This window comes from Rhizorhapis sp. SPR117, assembly GCF_021742065.1.
Map to the genome: position 1 here is coordinate 54,360 of NZ_JAKKIE010000018.1, position 16,250 is coordinate 70,609.

Annotated in this window: 12 protein-coding genes; 10 read left to right on the forward strand and 2 right to left on the reverse strand. The window is 59.3% G+C overall.

Annotated elements, in window-relative coordinates; genetic code table 11:
* Positions 1-52 precede the first annotated feature (52 nt).
* The 6 genes from L3X40_RS09080 to L3X40_RS09105 all read left to right on the forward strand — a co-directional run bounded on the left by L3X40_RS09080 (position 53) and on the right by L3X40_RS09105 (position 7,097).
* Positions 53-1,603 carry a S1C family serine protease gene (locus L3X40_RS09080; RefSeq protein ID WP_237365324.1) on the forward strand — a complete coding sequence of 517 codons (1,551 nt, stop codon included), beginning with the start codon at positions 53-55 and terminating at the stop codon, positions 1,601-1,603.
* Positions 1,604-1,844: 241 nt separating this feature from the next.
* A complete protein-coding gene (locus L3X40_RS09085; protein WP_237365325.1) occupies positions 1,845-2,399 on the forward strand; it encodes a F0F1 ATP synthase subunit delta in 555 nt (184 codons plus the stop codon).
* A gap of 2 nt (positions 2,400-2,401) precedes the next feature.
* Positions 2,402-3,931: a F0F1 ATP synthase subunit alpha gene (gene atpA, locus L3X40_RS09090; protein ID WP_237365326.1), complete on the forward strand. Its 1,530-nt coding sequence runs from the start codon at positions 2,402-2,404 to the stop codon at positions 3,929-3,931.
* A gap of 123 nt (positions 3,932-4,054) precedes the next feature.
* Positions 4,055-4,930, forward strand: coding sequence for a F0F1 ATP synthase subunit gamma (locus L3X40_RS09095; protein WP_237365327.1), 876 nt, complete (start codon positions 4,055-4,057; stop codon positions 4,928-4,930).
* A 23-nt stretch (positions 4,931-4,953) separates the two neighbouring features.
* Entirely contained in the window at positions 4,954-6,525 is a 1,572-nt protein-coding gene (gene atpD / locus L3X40_RS09100) for a F0F1 ATP synthase subunit beta (RefSeq protein WP_237365328.1), read from the forward strand.
* Positions 6,526-6,839: 314 nt separating this feature from the next.
* On the forward strand, positions 6,840-7,097 hold the full coding sequence (locus L3X40_RS09105) for an ATP synthase F1 subunit epsilon (RefSeq protein ID WP_237365329.1): 258 nt from the start codon (positions 6,840-6,842) through the stop codon (positions 7,095-7,097).
* 319 nt (positions 7,098-7,416) lie between these two features.
* Here L3X40_RS09105 and L3X40_RS09110 read toward each other — a convergent pair whose 3' ends face one another.
* Positions 7,417-7,914, reverse strand: coding sequence for an FxDxF family PEP-CTERM protein (locus tag L3X40_RS09110; protein WP_237365330.1), 498 nt, complete (start codon positions 7,912-7,914; stop codon positions 7,417-7,419).
* A 266-nt stretch (positions 7,915-8,180) separates the two neighbouring features.
* On the opposite strand from L3X40_RS09110, the gene uvrA reads away from it, so the two are divergent.
* From uvrA to L3X40_RS09130, 4 genes are all read left to right on the forward strand, one after another.
* The gene (gene uvrA / locus L3X40_RS09115) at positions 8,181-11,204 is read left to right on the forward strand and encodes an excinuclease ABC subunit UvrA (RefSeq protein ID WP_237365331.1); all 3,024 of its coding nucleotides are present in this window, start codon (positions 8,181-8,183) and stop codon (positions 11,202-11,204) included.
* A gap of 111 nt (positions 11,205-11,315) precedes the next feature.
* Complete coding sequence (locus L3X40_RS09120; protein WP_237365332.1) at positions 11,316-12,800, forward strand: M48 family metalloprotease; 1,485 nt, start codon at positions 11,316-11,318, stop codon at positions 12,798-12,800.
* A gap of 151 nt (positions 12,801-12,951) precedes the next feature.
* Positions 12,952-14,949: a TonB-dependent receptor gene (locus tag L3X40_RS09125; protein ID WP_237365333.1), complete on the forward strand. Its 1,998-nt coding sequence runs from the start codon at positions 12,952-12,954 to the stop codon at positions 14,947-14,949.
* Positions 14,950-15,147: 198 nt separating this feature from the next.
* Positions 15,148-15,300 carry a hypothetical protein gene (locus L3X40_RS09130; RefSeq protein ID WP_237365334.1) on the forward strand — a complete coding sequence of 51 codons (153 nt, stop codon included), beginning with the start codon at positions 15,148-15,150 and terminating at the stop codon, positions 15,298-15,300.
* Positions 15,301-15,332: 32 nt separating this feature from the next.
* Here the strand turns inward: L3X40_RS09130 and L3X40_RS09135 are convergent, their stop codons facing one another.
* A complete protein-coding gene (locus tag L3X40_RS09135) occupies positions 15,333-16,124 on the reverse strand; it encodes a hypothetical protein (protein ID WP_237365335.1) in 792 nt (263 codons plus the stop codon).
* Positions 16,125-16,250 lie beyond the last annotated feature (126 nt).

Here is a 16,250-nt window from a genome sequence, read left to right on the forward strand (position 1 = left end):
GCACGACATTGGTCGTTTACTTCCCGCCGCGAACGCATATTTTGCGCCGCATATGACCAAAACACTCCGCCTGCTATGCGCGATCGTCGGCCTGACTGTCCTGACCCTGTCCCCGGCGCAAGCCGACACACAGGATGTTGCCGCCGCCGCGCGCGGGGTGGTGCGTGTGATCCTGGTCGCCACCGATGGCAAGAGCGCCTATTTCGTCGGTCATGGCAGCGGAGTCGCCGTTGCTCCCGACAAGATCTTGACCAACGCGCATGTCGTGGAAATCACTCGCGAGGAAAAATCCATCGTCATCGGCGTCATCCCATCGGAGGGGCGCAAAAGCTATGGCGGCAAGGTCATTGCCTATTCGCCGGGCAACGATCTTGCGCTGATTCAACTGACCGAAGGCAGCATACCGCCCGACACCTTTTATTCCGGCGCAGTAATGGACGGGCAACCTGTGGTCGCCATTGGCTATCCCGGCACGGTGGATCGGGCGCAGGGCCTTGACCTGCAAGACATGATCGAACCGCTCAGTCCGGTAAAATCCAGCGGTACGGTGTCGGCGGGGCGGACATCGCGCCAGTACGACACAATCCTGCATACAGCGCCCATGGCCAGTGGTAACAGCGGGGGGCCGCTGGTGGATGTCTGCGGGCGGGTGCTGGGCATCAACAGTTTCGGTTCGATGTCCGACGGCAATGACGCCGAATTCGGCTTTGCCATTTCCAACCGTGAAATCGCATCCTTTCTGCGTCAGGCAGGGGTGCAGTTCGCGCGCACCAACATCGAATGCAAATCGCCCCAAGAGGCACAGGATGAGGAAATCCGCCGGATCGCACTGGAGCAGGCAAAGCTGGAGGCCGAACGGCGCGCCAATGACGATACCCATCGTGCCGCAATGACGGCGGCCCGCGACAAAGCGGAGCAGCAGATCATCAGCGAGCGCGAAAATGCCATGGCGATCGCGGCCATTTTGCTGGCCTTTGCCGTGCTGGGCGCGGGCGGATCGTTCTTGCTGCTCAATCAGGGCCAAGCCGACAAGCGGAAAACAGGCATCCGTCTGGGTATAGGCGGTGGGGTAGCGCTGATCGGTGCGATAGTGGTATTCGTTGCACGACCGGGCTTCAGCAGTATCGATGATCGCGCTCAATTGCTGCTTCCCAAAGACATTCAGGCGACGGCCAACAGCTATAAGGCGGCCGGACAGAATATCTGCCGCATCGATGAGGCACGCAGCCGCATCACCGTGTCGGATGTGTCCGACGTGGCGCTGAACTGGACGAATGGAGGATGCGTCAATGGCCGTACCCAGTTCGGCCATAAAGGCGGGCAGTGGAGCCGCAGCTTTGTTCCCAACAATGAAGCAACGGTGGATATCCGCAGCTTCGATCCGAACACGGGCCGCTATAGTGTCGGACGCTATCTGCTGGACGCCGCGACGATAGAAAAGGCGCGTGAGATTCGGAAGCGGTACATGGTCGGGGAATGCACCGCCGATCCCGTCGCGCTCGCCAAACTTGCCGCCATGGAAGACGAAATTCGGGCCATATTGCCGCCGCGCCCCAACGAGCGTCTGGCCTATGAGTGCGGCAAAGGGAAAGCGAGCAATTAGCCAAGGCTTCGTCCAGAATCATGCCTGTATTCGTGGCAATAAGCGTCCCTGTCGCACCTCGCGATATTCCACCCGATCGTGGTCCCTGACAACGGACTGACAAAATCCTTCGCCAATGTTGCAACGCCGATCTTGCATAGCGGGCACACCCCTGCTAACCGGCGCGCACGTCATTTGGGGGGTGCTCTGCAGCCTCCCTTTCTTTTATGACCGGCACATCGAACTGGAGGACACAAGGCGCGTGGAGAATTCCGGCGGTATTCAGGCAAGCTTGGCGGGGCGTTATGCGCTTGCGCTGTTTGAGCTTGCCCGCGACAGCAAGCAGCTCGATTCGGTCGGGAAAAGCCTCGCCACGGTCAAGGAAGCCCTTGAACAATCCGAAGATTTCCAGGCGCTTACCACCAGTCCGCTGGTCGGACGCGATGCCGCAGCCGCGACGGTCAAGGCAGTTGGCGAATCGCTGAAGCTCGATTCCCTGACACGAAATTTCCTGGGCGTGCTGGCTGAAAATCGCCGCCTTGCGCATATCGGCAGCGTGATCCGCGCCTTCACACTGCTGGTATCGAATCACAAGGGTGAAACCACCGCCGAAGTGACCACCGCCCATCCGCTCGATGCGGCACAGGTGAAAGCGCTGGCCGCCCAACTCAAATCCGGCGTCGGTCGTGACGTTGCCATTGAACTGAAGGTCGATCCCGAAATTCTGGGCGGTCTGAAGGTCAAGATCGGCAGTCAGATGATCGACTCCTCCATCCGCACACGACTCAACACCCTCGCGCAGGCGATGAAAGGCTGAACATGGATATCCGCGCCGCAGAAATTTCAAAGGTCATCAAGGACCAGATCGCCAATTTTGGCACGCAAGCTCAGGTTTCCGAAATCGGAACCGTGCTCAGTGTTGGTGACGGCATCGCCCGTATTCATGGCCTGGACAATGTGCAGGCCGGTGAAATGGTCGAATTCGCCAACGGCGTGCAGGGCATGGCCCTGAACCTTGAAGCCGACAATGTCGGCGTCGTGATTTTCGGGTCGGATGCTGAAATCAAGGAAGGCGACACCGTCAAGCGCACCGGCACCATCGTGGACGTGCCGGTCGGCAAGGGCCTGCTCGGTCGCGTCGTCGACGGCCTTGGCAACCCCATCGATGGCAAGGGACCGATCGAATATACCGAACGCATGCGCGTTGAAAAGAAAGCGCCGGGCATCATCCCGCGCCAATCGGTCAACGAACCCGTGCAGACCGGCCTGAAGGCCATTGACGCCCTCGTCCCCGTTGGCCGTGGCCAGCGCGAATTGATCATCGGCGACCGTCAGACCGGCAAAACCGCCGTCGCCATCGACACCTTCATCAACCAGAAGGGCGTCAACGCAGGCGATGACGAAAGCAAGAAGCTTTATTGTATCTATGTCGCCATCGGCCAGAAGCGTTCGACCGTGGCGCAGATCGTGCGTCAACTCGAAGAAAATGGCGCGATGGAATATTCCATTGTCGTCGCCGCAACCGCTTCCGAGCCTGCGCCGCTGCAGTATCTTGCGCCCTATACCGGCGTGACGATGGGCGAATATTTCCGCGACAACGGCATGCACGCACTGATCGTCTATGACGATCTTTCGAAGCAGGCTGTGGCCTATCGCCAGATGTCGCTGCTGCTGCGCCGTCCTCCGGGCCGCGAAGCCTATCCGGGCGACGTTTTCTATCTGCACAGCCGCCTGTTGGAACGCGCGGCAAAGATGAACGACAGCATGGGCGGCGGCTCGCTGACCGCGCTGCCGATCATCGAGACGCAGGCGGGCGACGTGTCGGCCTATATTCCTACCAACGTGATTTCGATTACCGACGGGCAGATCTTCCTGGAAACCGATCTGTTCTTCGCCGGTATCCGCCCCGCCATCAACGTTGGGCTTTCGGTCAGCCGCGTGGGTTCCGCCGCGCAGACCAAGGCAATGAAAAAGGTGTCCGGTTCGATCAAGCTGGAACTGGCGCAGTATCGCGAAATGGCGGCTTTCGCCCAATTCGGTTCCGACCTTGACGCCTCGACCCAGAAACTGCTGAACCGCGGCGCGCGCTTGACCGAACTGCTCAAGCAAGCCCAGTTTTCGCCCATGCCGTTCGAAGAACAGACGGCATCGATCTTCGCCGGCACCAATGGTTATCTAGACAACATCGCGGTAACCGACGTCACCCGCTATGAAGCGGCGCTGCTCAGCTATCTGCGCAGCGATCATGCAGACGTGCTGACCGCGATCCGCGAAGCCAAGGATCTGACCGAAGACGCCAAAAAGGGCCTTGTCGCCGCATTGACCGCTTTCGGAAAGACGTTTGCATAATTGTTAAGTCGTCATCCCCGCGCAGGCGGGGATCCATCTCCTGAGCGTCAATCAGGAGACAAGGTTGTGAAATGGATTCCCGCCTTCGCGGGAATGACGAGTTAGGATTGAAGTTAGGGATTTATGGCTAGCCTCAAGGAACTCAAGGGACGGATCGGGTCGGTGAAATCGACCCAGAAGATCACCAAGGCCAAGCAAATGGTCGCGGCGGCCAAACTGCGTAAGGCGCAGGCTGCGGCCGAAGCTGCGCGCCCCTATGCGGGGCGGCTTGAGGCGGTGATGGCCAGTTTGGCGTCCCGGGTGACCATCTCCTCCTCCTCGCCCAAATTGCTGGCGGGCAGCGGTCGCGATCAGGTCCATCTGCTGCTGGTCTGCAATTCGGACCGTGGCTTGTGCGGCGCGTTCAATTCGAACATCGTCAAGGCGGCACGGCAAAAGGCGGAGGCGCTTGAGGCGCAGGGCAAGACCGTCCTTTTCTTCCTGGTCGGGCGCAAGGGACGCGCCGTTTTCAAGCGCCTCTATCCCAAGCAGATCATCGAGCAATTCGACACGACCGGCATTCGTGAGGCAGGGTATGACGAGGCGCTGGAAATAGCGCAACAGGTCATGGATCTGTTCGAAAATGGCACGTTCGACGTTGCCCATCTCTTCTATTCCCGCTTCCGTTCCGCTCTGTTGCAGGAACCGACCAACCGTCAGATCATCCCGGTGGCGATCCCCGCCGATGCAGCCGAGGCAAGCTCCGCTGCCGTCGAATATGAGCCGGACGAGGAAGAAATCCTCGCCACTCTGCTGCCGCGCAATGTGACCATACAGATTTTTGGCGCATTACTTGAAAACGCAGCGTCCGAGCAAGGCGCTTCAATGACGGCCATGGACAATGCGACGCGCAATGCCGGTGATCTGATCAACAAGCTCACCATCCAGTATAACCGCTCGCGTCAGGCGGCGATCACCACCGAACTCGTTGAAATCATTTCGGGCGCAGAAGCCCTCTAGGAACCGTAGGCAAGGAAATAGTCATGGCAAAAGCCCCAACCACAGACACCAAGGCGCCGGCCAAAAAGCCCGCCGCCCGCAAGCCCGCCGCAAAGAAGGCCGCGCCCACCACAACCGCGACCGCCGCACCTGCCGCCATCAAATCCGGGCCGGCCGGTTCCGGTCCCGTCGGTCGGGTCAGCCAGGTCATCGGCGCTGTCGTCGACGTGATCTTCCCCGGCGAGCTCCCCGCCATTCTTGCGGCTCTGGAAACCGACAATAACGGCATCCGTCTCGTCCTCGAAGTGGCGCAGCATCTGGGTGAAAACACTGTGCGGACCATCGCCATGGACAGCACCGACGGCCTGACACGCGGTCAGGAAGTCCGCGATACCGGCGCCCAGATTTCCGTGCCGGTGGGCCCTGCCACACTTGGCCGCATTCTGAACGTCATCGGCGAACCGATTGACGAACTTGGCCCGGTCGGCACCGACATGCGCGCGCCGATCCATGCCAAGGCTCCCGACTTTGTCGATCAGTCGACCGACGCCGCCATCCTCGTCACCGGCATCAAGGTCATCGACCTGCTCGCGCCCTATGCGCGCGGCGGCAAGATTGGCCTGTTCGGCGGCGCTGGCGTTGGCAAGACCGTGCTGATCCAGGAACTTATCAACAACATCGCCAAGGGTCATGGCGGCGTCTCGGTGTTCGCGGGCGTGGGTGAACGCACCCGTGAAGGCAACGATCTCTATCACGAATTTCTCGACGCCGGCGTCATTGCCAAGGATTCGGACGGCGTTGCCACGCCTGAAGGTTCCAAGGTGGCACTGGTGTTCGGCCAGATGAACGAACCTCCCGGCGCCCGCGCACGCGTTGCACTGTCGGGCCTGACCATCGCCGAATATTTCCGCGATACCGAAGGTCAGGACGTGCTGTTCTTCGTCGACAACATCTTCCGCTTTACCCAGGCGGGTTCGGAAGTGTCGGCGCTGCTCGGCCGCATCCCTTCGGCTGTGGGCTATCAACCGACGCTGGCCACCGACATGGGCGCGCTGCAGGAACGCATCACCTCGACCAACAAGGGTTCGATCACCTCGGTACAGGCGATCTATGTGCCTGCGGACGATTTGACCGATCCGGCGCCTGCCACCTCGTTCGCTCACCTTGACGCAACCACCACGCTTAACCGCGCCATCTCCGAACTCGGCATCTATCCGGCGGTCGATCCGCTCGATTCGACCAGCCGCGTGCTGACGCCGGCGGTGGTCGGGCAGGAGCATTACGACACAGCCCGCCGCGTTCAGGAAACATTGCAGAAGTACAAGTCGCTGCAGGACATCATCGCCATTCTGGGCATGGATGAGCTGTCCGAAGAGGACAAGCTGACTGTCGCGCGTGCGCGCAAGATCCAGCGCTTCCTGTCGCAGCCCTTCCATGTCGCGGAAGTCTTCACCGGCATCCCCGGCAAGTTCGTGGCGGTCGAAGACACGATCAAGTCGTTCAAGGCGGTTGTGGATGGCAAATATGACCATCTGCCCGAAGCCGCCTTCTACATGGTCGGCGGCATCGACGAAGCAATCGAAAAGGCCGCCAAGCTGGCAGCCGAGGCGGCGTAAGCAAGTGGGAAGCAAAACACATATTGCGGTTTTGCTTCCTATCCTTTTGTTGATGGGGTGCAACAAATCTGACCCCTTAAATGAACTGTTTGGCCCGCAATGGACGGGTTGGATATATCCGACTGGCAATATGCTTGTTAGTGAAAAGCTTGGGAAATTTGATACGCTCGAAGAATGTCGATCAACTGCTGTGAGCTTAGGAGGACGTTTTCAGAGGCTCACAGGCAAGCAATTCGATTATGAGTGTGGGAAAAACTGCAAACCAAACGGCGGATCACTAGGTCTCTATGTTTGCGATGAAACGGTAAAATAATATGGCACTGCATTTCGAACTCGTGACCCCTGCGAAACTCGTCCGCTCCGAAGAGGTGCACATGGTTGTCGTACCCGGCGCAGAGGGCGAATTCGGCGTGCTAGAAGGCCATGCCCCCTTCATGTCCACCATGCGTGATGGCCCGGTCAACATCTACACCAGCGCCAATGCCCAGCCCGAAACCATCATGATCGAAGGCGGTTTTGCTGAGGTCAATGAAAAGGGCCTGACTGTCCTCGCGGAAAAAATCGACGAATAATCGTCAACCGCTTAGAGTTGCCCTTATACCAAGGTTCATTGAGAATGGCCGCTATGGGGTGGTTTCCAGTCATTCAGTTCCAAGCCAATTTCGTCGTCCCTGCGCAGGCAGGGATCCCGCTTCTCTTTGACAAGGCTGAAGAAACAGCGGGGCCCCTGCCTACGCAGGGGCGACGGCTATCTTTGCTCAATGGCAGAAATGACCCACTATGAGTCATTCTTAACGCAGCTTGCCATAAGGCCGCAATCCATCCTGCACGCCAAAACGGTCCCGGAAGGAAGCCTTCCGGGACCGGCGGCCCGACCAGTTGAAACCGCAATCAAGCCAAAGCAGGCACCGCAATACCTTTGCGCCGCCGCATGCGGATAGCCCCGCCGACCAGGCCAAAGCCCGTAATCATCATTGCCCAGCTTGCCGGTTCGGGCACCGCAAAGGCCAATGTTCCCGAATAAGACCCTCTGCCGCCCGAAGTGCCGCTGATCACCAGCGTTTGTTCGCCCGCCGTGACTGGCAGCGTGATCGACCGGTATTCCTGCATGCCCATATTGATAATGTCGAACGCCTGACCATTCAGCGTGACCGACGTGAAATCGACATTGTTGAGCAAACTGACCGCGATCGATGAAATCGTCGCGCCCACGCTCCCCATACCAGGCACCGTGAAGTGCAGCGTGTCGCTGAACGCGCCAGCTCCAAGTACAGTATTGCCGAACGTTCCCGTCGATCCATCAAAGGAAATCACGGCGGCGGCCTGTGCCGGTGCAGAAACGATAATCGTCGACATCGCCAATGCTGCCGAAAGTAGCAGTTTCTTCATCACTCAAACCCCTTGTTGAAAGAAATAGTCTCTATGTCTGTGCGACCGCATTATGCGTTGCGCCGTTCATAACAGTTAATAATTGATTACCCATGCCGGGACTTCGCCGTTTCGGATGCATTTTGGGGCTGACCCTGCCAACGGCATTTCCCGTGCCTCGCATTCGGACCGGGCTTTCGGCTTGCAACTCTCGTCCTGCATCGCCATCTTCACCATCGGGCGCATCGCCCTTGCCATCAGAACAAATATGGAACATTAAGAGCCGCATGCTGACTCATATTTCCGTGCGTGGTGCGCGTGAGCACAATTTGAAGGGGGTCGATGTCGATCTGCCCCGTGACAGGCTGATCGTCATCACGGGGCTGTCCGGTTCAGGCAAATCCAGCCTTGCCTTCGACACCATCTATGCTGAGGGGCAGCGCCGCTATGTGGAGAGCCTCTCCGCCTATGCGCGCCAATTTCTGGAAATGATGCAGAAGCCGGACGTCGAGCATATCGACGGCCTGTCGCCCGCCATTTCGATCGAACAAAAAACGACCAGCCGTAACCCGCGCTCCACCGTCGCCACCGTCACTGAAATATACGACTATATGCGCCTGCTCTGGGCGCGCGTCGGCGTGCCGTACAGCCCCGCCACAGGCCTGCCCATTTCGGCGCAAACGGTCAGCCAGATGGTCGATCGCGTGATGCAGCTTCCCGAGGGCACCCGCCTTTACCTCCTCGCCCCCGTCGTGCGCGGCCGCAAAGGCGAGTATCGCAAGGAGCTGGCGGAGTGGCAAAAGGCCGGTTTCACCCGAGTCCGCATCGATGGCGAATTTTACGAGATCGAGGACGCTCCCGCGCTCGACAAGAAATATAAACATGACATCGAAGTGGTGGTCGACCGCATCGTCGTGAAGCCAGGCACCGAAACCCGCCTAGCCGACAGTTTCGAAGCGGCCCTGAAACTTGCCGACGGGTTGGCTTATGTCGATCTGGTGGATGGCTCTCCCCCTCCTTCAGAAGTGGGCGCTGCGGCCCTGTCTGGGGGACAGGGCCGGTCGCCCACTGGGCCGGGGGTGGGGACCGTCCGTGAGGCGCGGCAGTCGTTTCAGGCTGACAGCCCCCCCTCCCAATCCTTCCCCCTGAAGGAGGGAGGGCTAAAAGGCGCCGGCATCCCCGACAACCGCATCGTCTTCTCGGAAAAATTCGCCTGCCCCGTCTCCGGCTTCACCATAGCAGAGATCGAACCGCGCCTGTTTTCCTTCAACGCGCCGCAGGGTGCCTGCCCCGCCTGCGACGGCCTGGGCGAAAAGCTGGAATTCGATCTTCAACTTGTCGTCCCCAATGAGGCGCTGTCCCTCAAAAAAGGCGCCATCGTGCCCTGGGCCAAATCCAATCCGCCCAGTCCCTATTATATGCAGGTGCTCGCCTCCCTCGCCCGCCAGTTCGAATTCAACCTCGAAACGCCGTGGAACGAACTCGACGAAGCCCACCGCGACGTCATTTTGCACGGCAGCCATGGCCTGCCCGTCACCCTGCGCTTTCAGGACGGCAAAAAGAGTTACAAGGTCAAAAAGCCATTCGAGGGCGTTATCGGCAATCTGCAACGCCGGATGCTCAGCACCGACAGCGCCTGGATGCGCGAGGAACTGAGCAAATACCAGACCGCCCAGCCCTGCGAAGTCTGCAACGGCGCGCGCCTGAAACCCGAGGCGCTGGCGGTCAAGATCGCGGGCGAGAATATTTCCATCCCCACCCGCCGCTCCGTGGTGGACGCACTCGCTTTCTTCGAACAACTCCCCAGCCATCTCACTGATCAGCAGAACCAGATCGCCAAAGCCATTCTCAAGGAAATCGTCGAGCGTCTCGGCTTCCTCAACAATGTCGGCCTCGATTATCTGAACCTCGACCGCACCAGCGGGACGCTATCGGGCGGCGAGTCCCAGCGTATCCGCCTTGCCAGCCAGATCGGCTCCGGCCTCTCCGGCGTCCTCTATGTCCTCGACGAACCCAGCATCGGCCTGCATCAGCGCGACAACGACCGCCTGCTCATCACGCTGAAACGCCTGCGCGACCTGGGCAATACCGTCATCGTCGTCGAACATGACGAGGACGCGATCCGTACTGCCGACTATATCGTCGACATGGGGCCGGGTGCAGGCGTCCATGGCGGAGAGATCGTGGCGCAGGGCAGCCTCAACGACCTCCTCGCCCACCATGGTTCCCTTACCGCCGATTACCTGAACGGCACCCGCGCAATCCCCCTGCCGGTCAAGCGCCGCAAGGGGTCAGGTAAAAAGCTCACCGTCCACGGCGCCCGCGCCAACAACCTGCAGAACGTTACCGCATCCATCCCGCTCGGCACCTTTACCTGCATCACCGGCGTCTCAGGCAGCGGCAAGTCGAGCTTCACCGTCGACACCCTCTACGCCGCGTCCGCGCGCACGCTGAATGGCGCGCGTATCATCGCGGGCGCGCACGATAAAATTACTGGCCTGGAATATTGCGACAAGGTCATCGACATCGACCAGTCCCCCATCGGCCGTACTCCGCGTTCCAACCCCGCTACCTATACGGGCGCTTTCACCAATATCCGCGACTGGTTCGCCGGTCTTCCCGAAAGCCAGGCGCGCGGATACAAGCCCGGCCGGTTCAGCTTCAATGTGAAGGGCGGCCGTTGCGAAGCCTGTCAGGGCGACGGCGTGCTGAAGATTGAAATGCACTTCCTGCCGGACGTCTATGTCACCTGCGACGTGTGCCACGGCGCGCGCTACAATCGCGAAACGCTGGAGGTGAAGTTCAAGGGCAAGTCCATCGCCGACGTGCTCGACATGACGGTCGAGGATGCGGTGGAATTCTTCAAGGCCGTTCCCCCCATCCGCGACAAAATGGCGATGCTGGCCGAAGTGGGCCTTGGCTATGTCAAGGTCGGACAACAAGCCACCACCCTGTCAGGCGGAGAGGCGCAGCGCGTCAAACTCGCCAAGGAACTCAGCCGCCGCGCTACCGGCAATACGCTCTACATATTAGACGAGCCCACCACCGGCCTCCATTTCGAGGACGTCCGCAAACTCCTTGAGGTACTCCACGCCCTCGTGGACCAGGGCAACAGCGTGGTCGTGATCGAACACAATCTGGACGTCATCAAAACTGCCGACTGGATCATCGACCTCGGCCCCGAAGGCGGCGTCAAGGGCGGCGAAATCGTGGCCGAAGGCCCGCCGGAAAAGGTGGCGCACAATCCGAGGAGCTTTACGGGGGCATATCTGAAGCCGATGCTGGAGAAAAAGCAGGTAGCGGCTGAGTAAATCCCACGCCTCGTATATACTCGGTGCTCGCAGTGTTAGTCGACCCGGCCATTCGGAACCGCTTGCATGGCGGTATCGTTGAACATACGAAACAGGATAGGAGGCCTCCCGATGAATTTCCGCGTTCAACTGCTTATTGCCGCTGCACCGTTCGCGCTTAATGCGTGCACGCCGACAGGCATTACGAATGCAGCTCCTGTTTCTGCCGGACAATCAGCACCTATATCTGCGGCGGAAAGGCAGCAGGGTAATCAGGAACACCCAAAAATCGTGGCTGAATTTGGTGGTGCCTATACGGGCCCACAAGCGGCTTATGCGACGCGCGTAGGCCGAAAAATTGCCGTGCAATCCGGTCTCAGCGCCGATCCGGCCGCTTTTGACGTTACGCTGCTCAATAGCTCGGTGAACAATGCCTTCGCCATTCCGGGGGGCTATGTCTATGTCACGCGTGAGCTGGTGGCCTTGATGAATGACGAGGCTGAACTGGCGGCGGTGCTGGGGCATGAAGTGGCGCATGTCGCCGCCCGCCATAGCGCCAAACGGCAAAGCGCGGCGCAACGCAATTCCATTCTTGGCGTCCTGGGTCAGGTACTGGTCGGCGCTGTCGCGGGCGATTCGCCCGTTGGTGAGTTGCTCACCAAGGGTATTGGTACGGGCGCGCAACTTGTAACCCTCGGCTATTCACGCAGTCAGGAGACGCAGGCAGACGATCTGGGTATCCGATATCTTGTCCGTGCTGGTTATGACCCGTTGGCATTGTCCACCATGCTGGAAAGTCTGGCAGCGCAAAATAGCCTCGATCAAAGCACCGCCGGAACCGCTGGTTCAATCCCGGAATGGGCCAGCACTCATCCCGACCCGGCTTCCCGCGTCCAACGCGCAGCCGATCAGGCTCGTGCGACCGGCGCTTCCAGCGGCGTTCGCAACCGTGACACATTTCTGGCTGCCATCGACGGCATGATGTATGGGGACGATCCCGCGCAAGGCGTGGTCGTTGGGCGCGAATTCCTGCATCCCGCAATGCGGATCGCGTTCACAGCCCCACAAGGCTTTGCCATTCAGAACGGCGCCAGCGCAGTCTCCATTTCCGGACCCAATGCACAGGCGCAGTTCAGTTCGGCCAAATATTCCGGCGACATGGATGCGTACATTGCCACGGTGTTGCGCAGCCTTTCCAGCAATAACAGTTCCATCCCACAGGCGCCGGTCCAGCGAACGACCGTGAATGGCATTCCCGCCGCCTATTCCTCTGTGCGCGCTACCAGCGGCTCCAGTCAGGTCGACGTAACGGTATTCGCCTATGCTACGTCTACAAGCCAGGCCTATCATTTCATCATGCTCACCCCGGCAGGTCAGGGAATGGGCGTAATGTCGCAAATGGCGCAGTCATTCCATCGATTGTCGGCATCGCAAGCGGCGGAAATCAAACCGCGATATGTTCGCGTTGTCATCGTGAAACGTGGCGATACACTTCAGTCCCTATCAGCGAAAATGGTTTTCCCGGATCATAGACTGGAGCGCTTTCTTGTGTTGAACCGCCTGACTGCCAGCAGTCAACTGACACCGGGGCAAAAGGTGAAGGTCATCACCTATTGAAGGTGTACGACCACGATGCACCTTGCTTTCGCTTCATTCCACTTCTAATTCGCAAGCATCGCTGGAGGAATCATAGCGATCGGGCACAAGGGACCATTGCGCCCACAAAAAAGCCAATAAGGCTGTGATTATAGGGGAATTGATCATCATCATGCGCAAACTCATTCTCGGGGTGTCTCTGCTTGCCCTGGCGCCCGGAATTGCATCGGCGGAAAGCGACGATGCAATCGTCGTGACGGGCGAAGGTTTGCCATTGCCGCCGGGAACGCCTGCTTATGGCAGCGTGACCATCACGCGGGAAAGGTTGACGAATGACGCCAGCAGCCGGATTGAGGATGTGTTGCGCGACGTGGCTGGCTTTGCCCAGTTCCGGCGGAGCGACAGCCGTTCTGCCAATCCTTCGGCCCAGGGCGCAACCTTGCGTGCACTGGGCGGCAATGCGTCAAGCCGGGCGCTGGTGCTACTCGACGGTGTACCGCAGGCGGATCCTTTTTTCGGTTATATTCCGTTCACGGCGCTGGTGCCTGACAGGTTATCGCTCATCCGCGTGACGCGCGGCGGCGGGGCGGGCGCGTTTGGCGCTGGCGCTGTGGCAGGCACGATCGAAATGGTAAGCGCCGGACGTGATCTGTTGCCGGATCTTTCAGCCAGCGCCTTTTACGGCAGTCGCGATGCGACTGAAATGTCGGCAACAATAACGCCCGATCTGGGTACGGGTTTCGTTTCGGCATCAGGCCGCTGGGACCGGGGCGATGGCTTTTACACCGCGCCAGCGAGCCAGCGAACAGCGGCCGATGCGCGTGCGGCTTACGACAATTGGTCCGTTGGCCTACGCGCGGTTGCGCCGGTTTCCGATACTCTGGAAATTCAGGCACGCGGCCTTGTCTATCGGGATGAGCGGACGTTGCGCTTTGCCGGTGCCGACAGCAGCAGCGAGGGACAGGATGCCAGTATCCGCCTTATCGCGCGCGGCCCATGGCAGGTCGATGCACTTGCCTATATTCAGACGCGCAATTTCAGCAATATCGTGATCAGTTCATCGAGCTTTCAAAAAGTGCTGGACCAGCGCAACACGCCCTCTCTCGGTATCGGCGGCAAGATCGAACTGCGTCCGCCAGTTGGAGAGGATCATGTGCTGCGCCTGGGGTCCGACCTTCGCATATCCGACGGCACGATGTATGAGGACGCTTATAGCGGTTTTACCGGCCTTGTTACCGCGCGGCGGCGGGCCGGCGGCCAGACCAGCACCTTGGGCTTCTTTGCCGAGGATGACTGGACGCTGGGAAACCTGGTGCTAACCGGCGGCGTGCGCGCTGATCACTGGACTATCACGAACGGCTTTTTCGAGCAAAATGACGCTTTGGGGCTCAGCACGACCCGCAACAATTTCCCCGATCGCCGCGCCTGGCGCGCTACCGGCCGTGCGGGGGCGCTGTTCAATACCAGCGAGACCCTTTCGCTTCGCGCGGCCGCTTATACTGGCTTCCGTCTGCCGACTCTGAACGAACTCTATCGGCCATTCACAGTCTTTCCAGTGGTCACGCAGGCCAATGCCAACCTTGCGCCCGAAAAACTGAAGGGCGTTGAGGCAGGCTTTGATCTGCGCCCGATGGATGGCGTCAGCGTCGGCGTCACAGCTTTCTACAACAGGCTCGACAATGCCATCGCCAACGTCACTATTGCCACTAACACCCGCCAGCGCCAGAATGTCGACGCGATCGTTGCAAAGGGCATTGAACTGACCGCACAGGCGACACTGGCAGACTTCTTCCTCAGCGCTTCTTACGCCTATAGCCATAGCGTGGTGAAGGCTTCGGGCGTTCAGTCCGATCTCAATGGCATGGCTCCCGCGCAAAGTCCGCGCCATATGGCGAGCGCTACTGTAGGCTGGCAACCGCAGACGGGTGCGCAACTATCGGCGACGCTGCGCTATACCGGCAAGCAATATGAGGACGACCTCCAAACCCACGTACTGCCTGACGCGCTGACGGTGGATGCTGTGGCAAGCTGGCCTGTCACCTCTGCCCTTAGCCTCGTAGCGCGCGCTGAAAACATCTTCGACGAAAAGGTCGTGACGCGCGCCGTTGCAGACAGCATCGACCTGGGTACGCCCCGCACACTTTGGATCGGCTTTAGATTGAACCGGTAGATTGAACCGGTAAGAGAGCAGCCGCAGCCAAGGGCGCAGCATATTCACAAGCGGTGTTCCGGCATCTTTTTTTAAACGTTTTGTCGCGGCGCTTGAGGAACTGACCGGCCCCCGCCGAGTGGTCCGGGTTGATTGTTAGTGCATTATTGCTGGCGGCGTTGCTGTTTCCGGGGCTGGCGGACGATAGCCGAGACTGCTGTGAACCAGAAGATCGCGGTGCAGTTGCCTGATATGGTTTTCAGTCGGCACAATCGCGTCGAACGAGGCGAAGATCGTTTCCATCACTTCGGCGTATATCTGGGCGGCCCCGCTCGCTACCAGCGAACCGTCTTAAATGCCACGTTGGTCTGACAGAACCCGTCTAGCCCGCCAAGCGATGCTTGCTATTGGATGTCGAAAGAGACAGTCCCATCCGGATTTATGACATCAAGTCGATTGTCGCAGACATATTCCGGGATTTGGTAATTGTCGTTACGCTTATATACCCAAGTGAAGTTGTAGGGCGTTTTTAGATATCCCGGGTCTTTGATCGAGATATCCGCTTGCAGCATGTCGTCTGCGATCAGCCTGTAATGCTCTGTGATTGTCATTGCATCACTATGGGGGATTTCAAAAAACTCGACGTCCTCTCGCACCCCGCGCGTCTCGATCACCAGCGTGTCACCCTTCCAATGCGCTGATGAGAAGCCAGTATATGTTGGCGCGAGGTCGTCGGGCTTCGGAAATGGCGTATCCAGATATATCCGGCGGGTCTGCATGAAAATCTCAGCCAATACCGTGATCTGCCCCGGAGTCTGAAGTATCTGGATCGGGTAGATGGCCTGCATGATGGTTGGCATGCCTTCGGGAAGGCACTGTGTGCTGGGGTCGACCAGCGGCGTGCCGGCTTTCAGCGCGGCCGCTCGCTTGGCTCGCTGCGCTTTCCACTGGCTTGCATAGGGCTCTTCGAGATCGGGCCCGTCGCCAGGCGGTTGAACGTCATCAAAGCCGTCGCTGTCCTCCGGGAAGGGGCTGGGATAGCGCTCCCACACACCTGTAATATTTGGCTCTGCCTTGACGTTCACGGTGTCGTTCGCCCCAGTCGGAGCAGCAGGTGAAACCATGGCGGCGGCCCCCGGCCCGTACAGCGCCAAAGCCGACGCAACAGCGAAACCCGCGACATGTCTGAAATTCATTGCATCCCTCAGTCTTATACTAACTCGATTGCGTAATGATATATTGGAGCTGAATGACTGACCGGCTGATGCCGGTAGGATCAAGTGGAGGGGCTGAAGCCGTTTCTGTGGGAATGCCGGTCCAGG

Coding starts and splice junctions, on each gene's coding strand:
- L3X40_RS09080 (WP_237365324.1), top strand. CDS start 53: ATGACCAAAACACTCCGCCTGCTATGCGCGATCGTCGGCCTGACTGTC.
- atpA (WP_237365326.1), top strand. CDS start 2,402: ATGGATATCCGCGCCGCAGAAATTTCAAAGGTCATCAAGGACCAGATC.
- L3X40_RS09095 (WP_237365327.1), top strand. CDS start 4,055: ATGGCTAGCCTCAAGGAACTCAAGGGACGGATCGGGTCGGTGAAATCG.
- atpD (WP_237365328.1), top strand. CDS start 4,954: ATGGCAAAAGCCCCAACCACAGACACCAAGGCGCCGGCCAAAAAGCCC.
- L3X40_RS09105 (WP_237365329.1), top strand. CDS start 6,840: ATGGCACTGCATTTCGAACTCGTGACCCCTGCGAAACTCGTCCGCTCC.
- L3X40_RS09110 (WP_237365330.1), bottom strand. CDS start 7,914: ATGAAGAAACTGCTACTTTCGGCAGCATTGGCGATGTCGACGATTATC.
- uvrA (WP_237365331.1), top strand. CDS start 8,181: ATGCTGACTCATATTTCCGTGCGTGGTGCGCGTGAGCACAATTTGAAG.
- L3X40_RS09120 (WP_237365332.1), top strand. CDS start 11,316: ATGAATTTCCGCGTTCAACTGCTTATTGCCGCTGCACCGTTCGCGCTT.
- L3X40_RS09125 (WP_237365333.1), top strand. CDS start 12,952: ATGCGCAAACTCATTCTCGGGGTGTCTCTGCTTGCCCTGGCGCCCGGA.
- L3X40_RS09135 (WP_237365335.1), bottom strand. CDS start 16,124: ATGAATTTCAGACATGTCGCGGGTTTCGCTGTTGCGTCGGCTTTGGCG.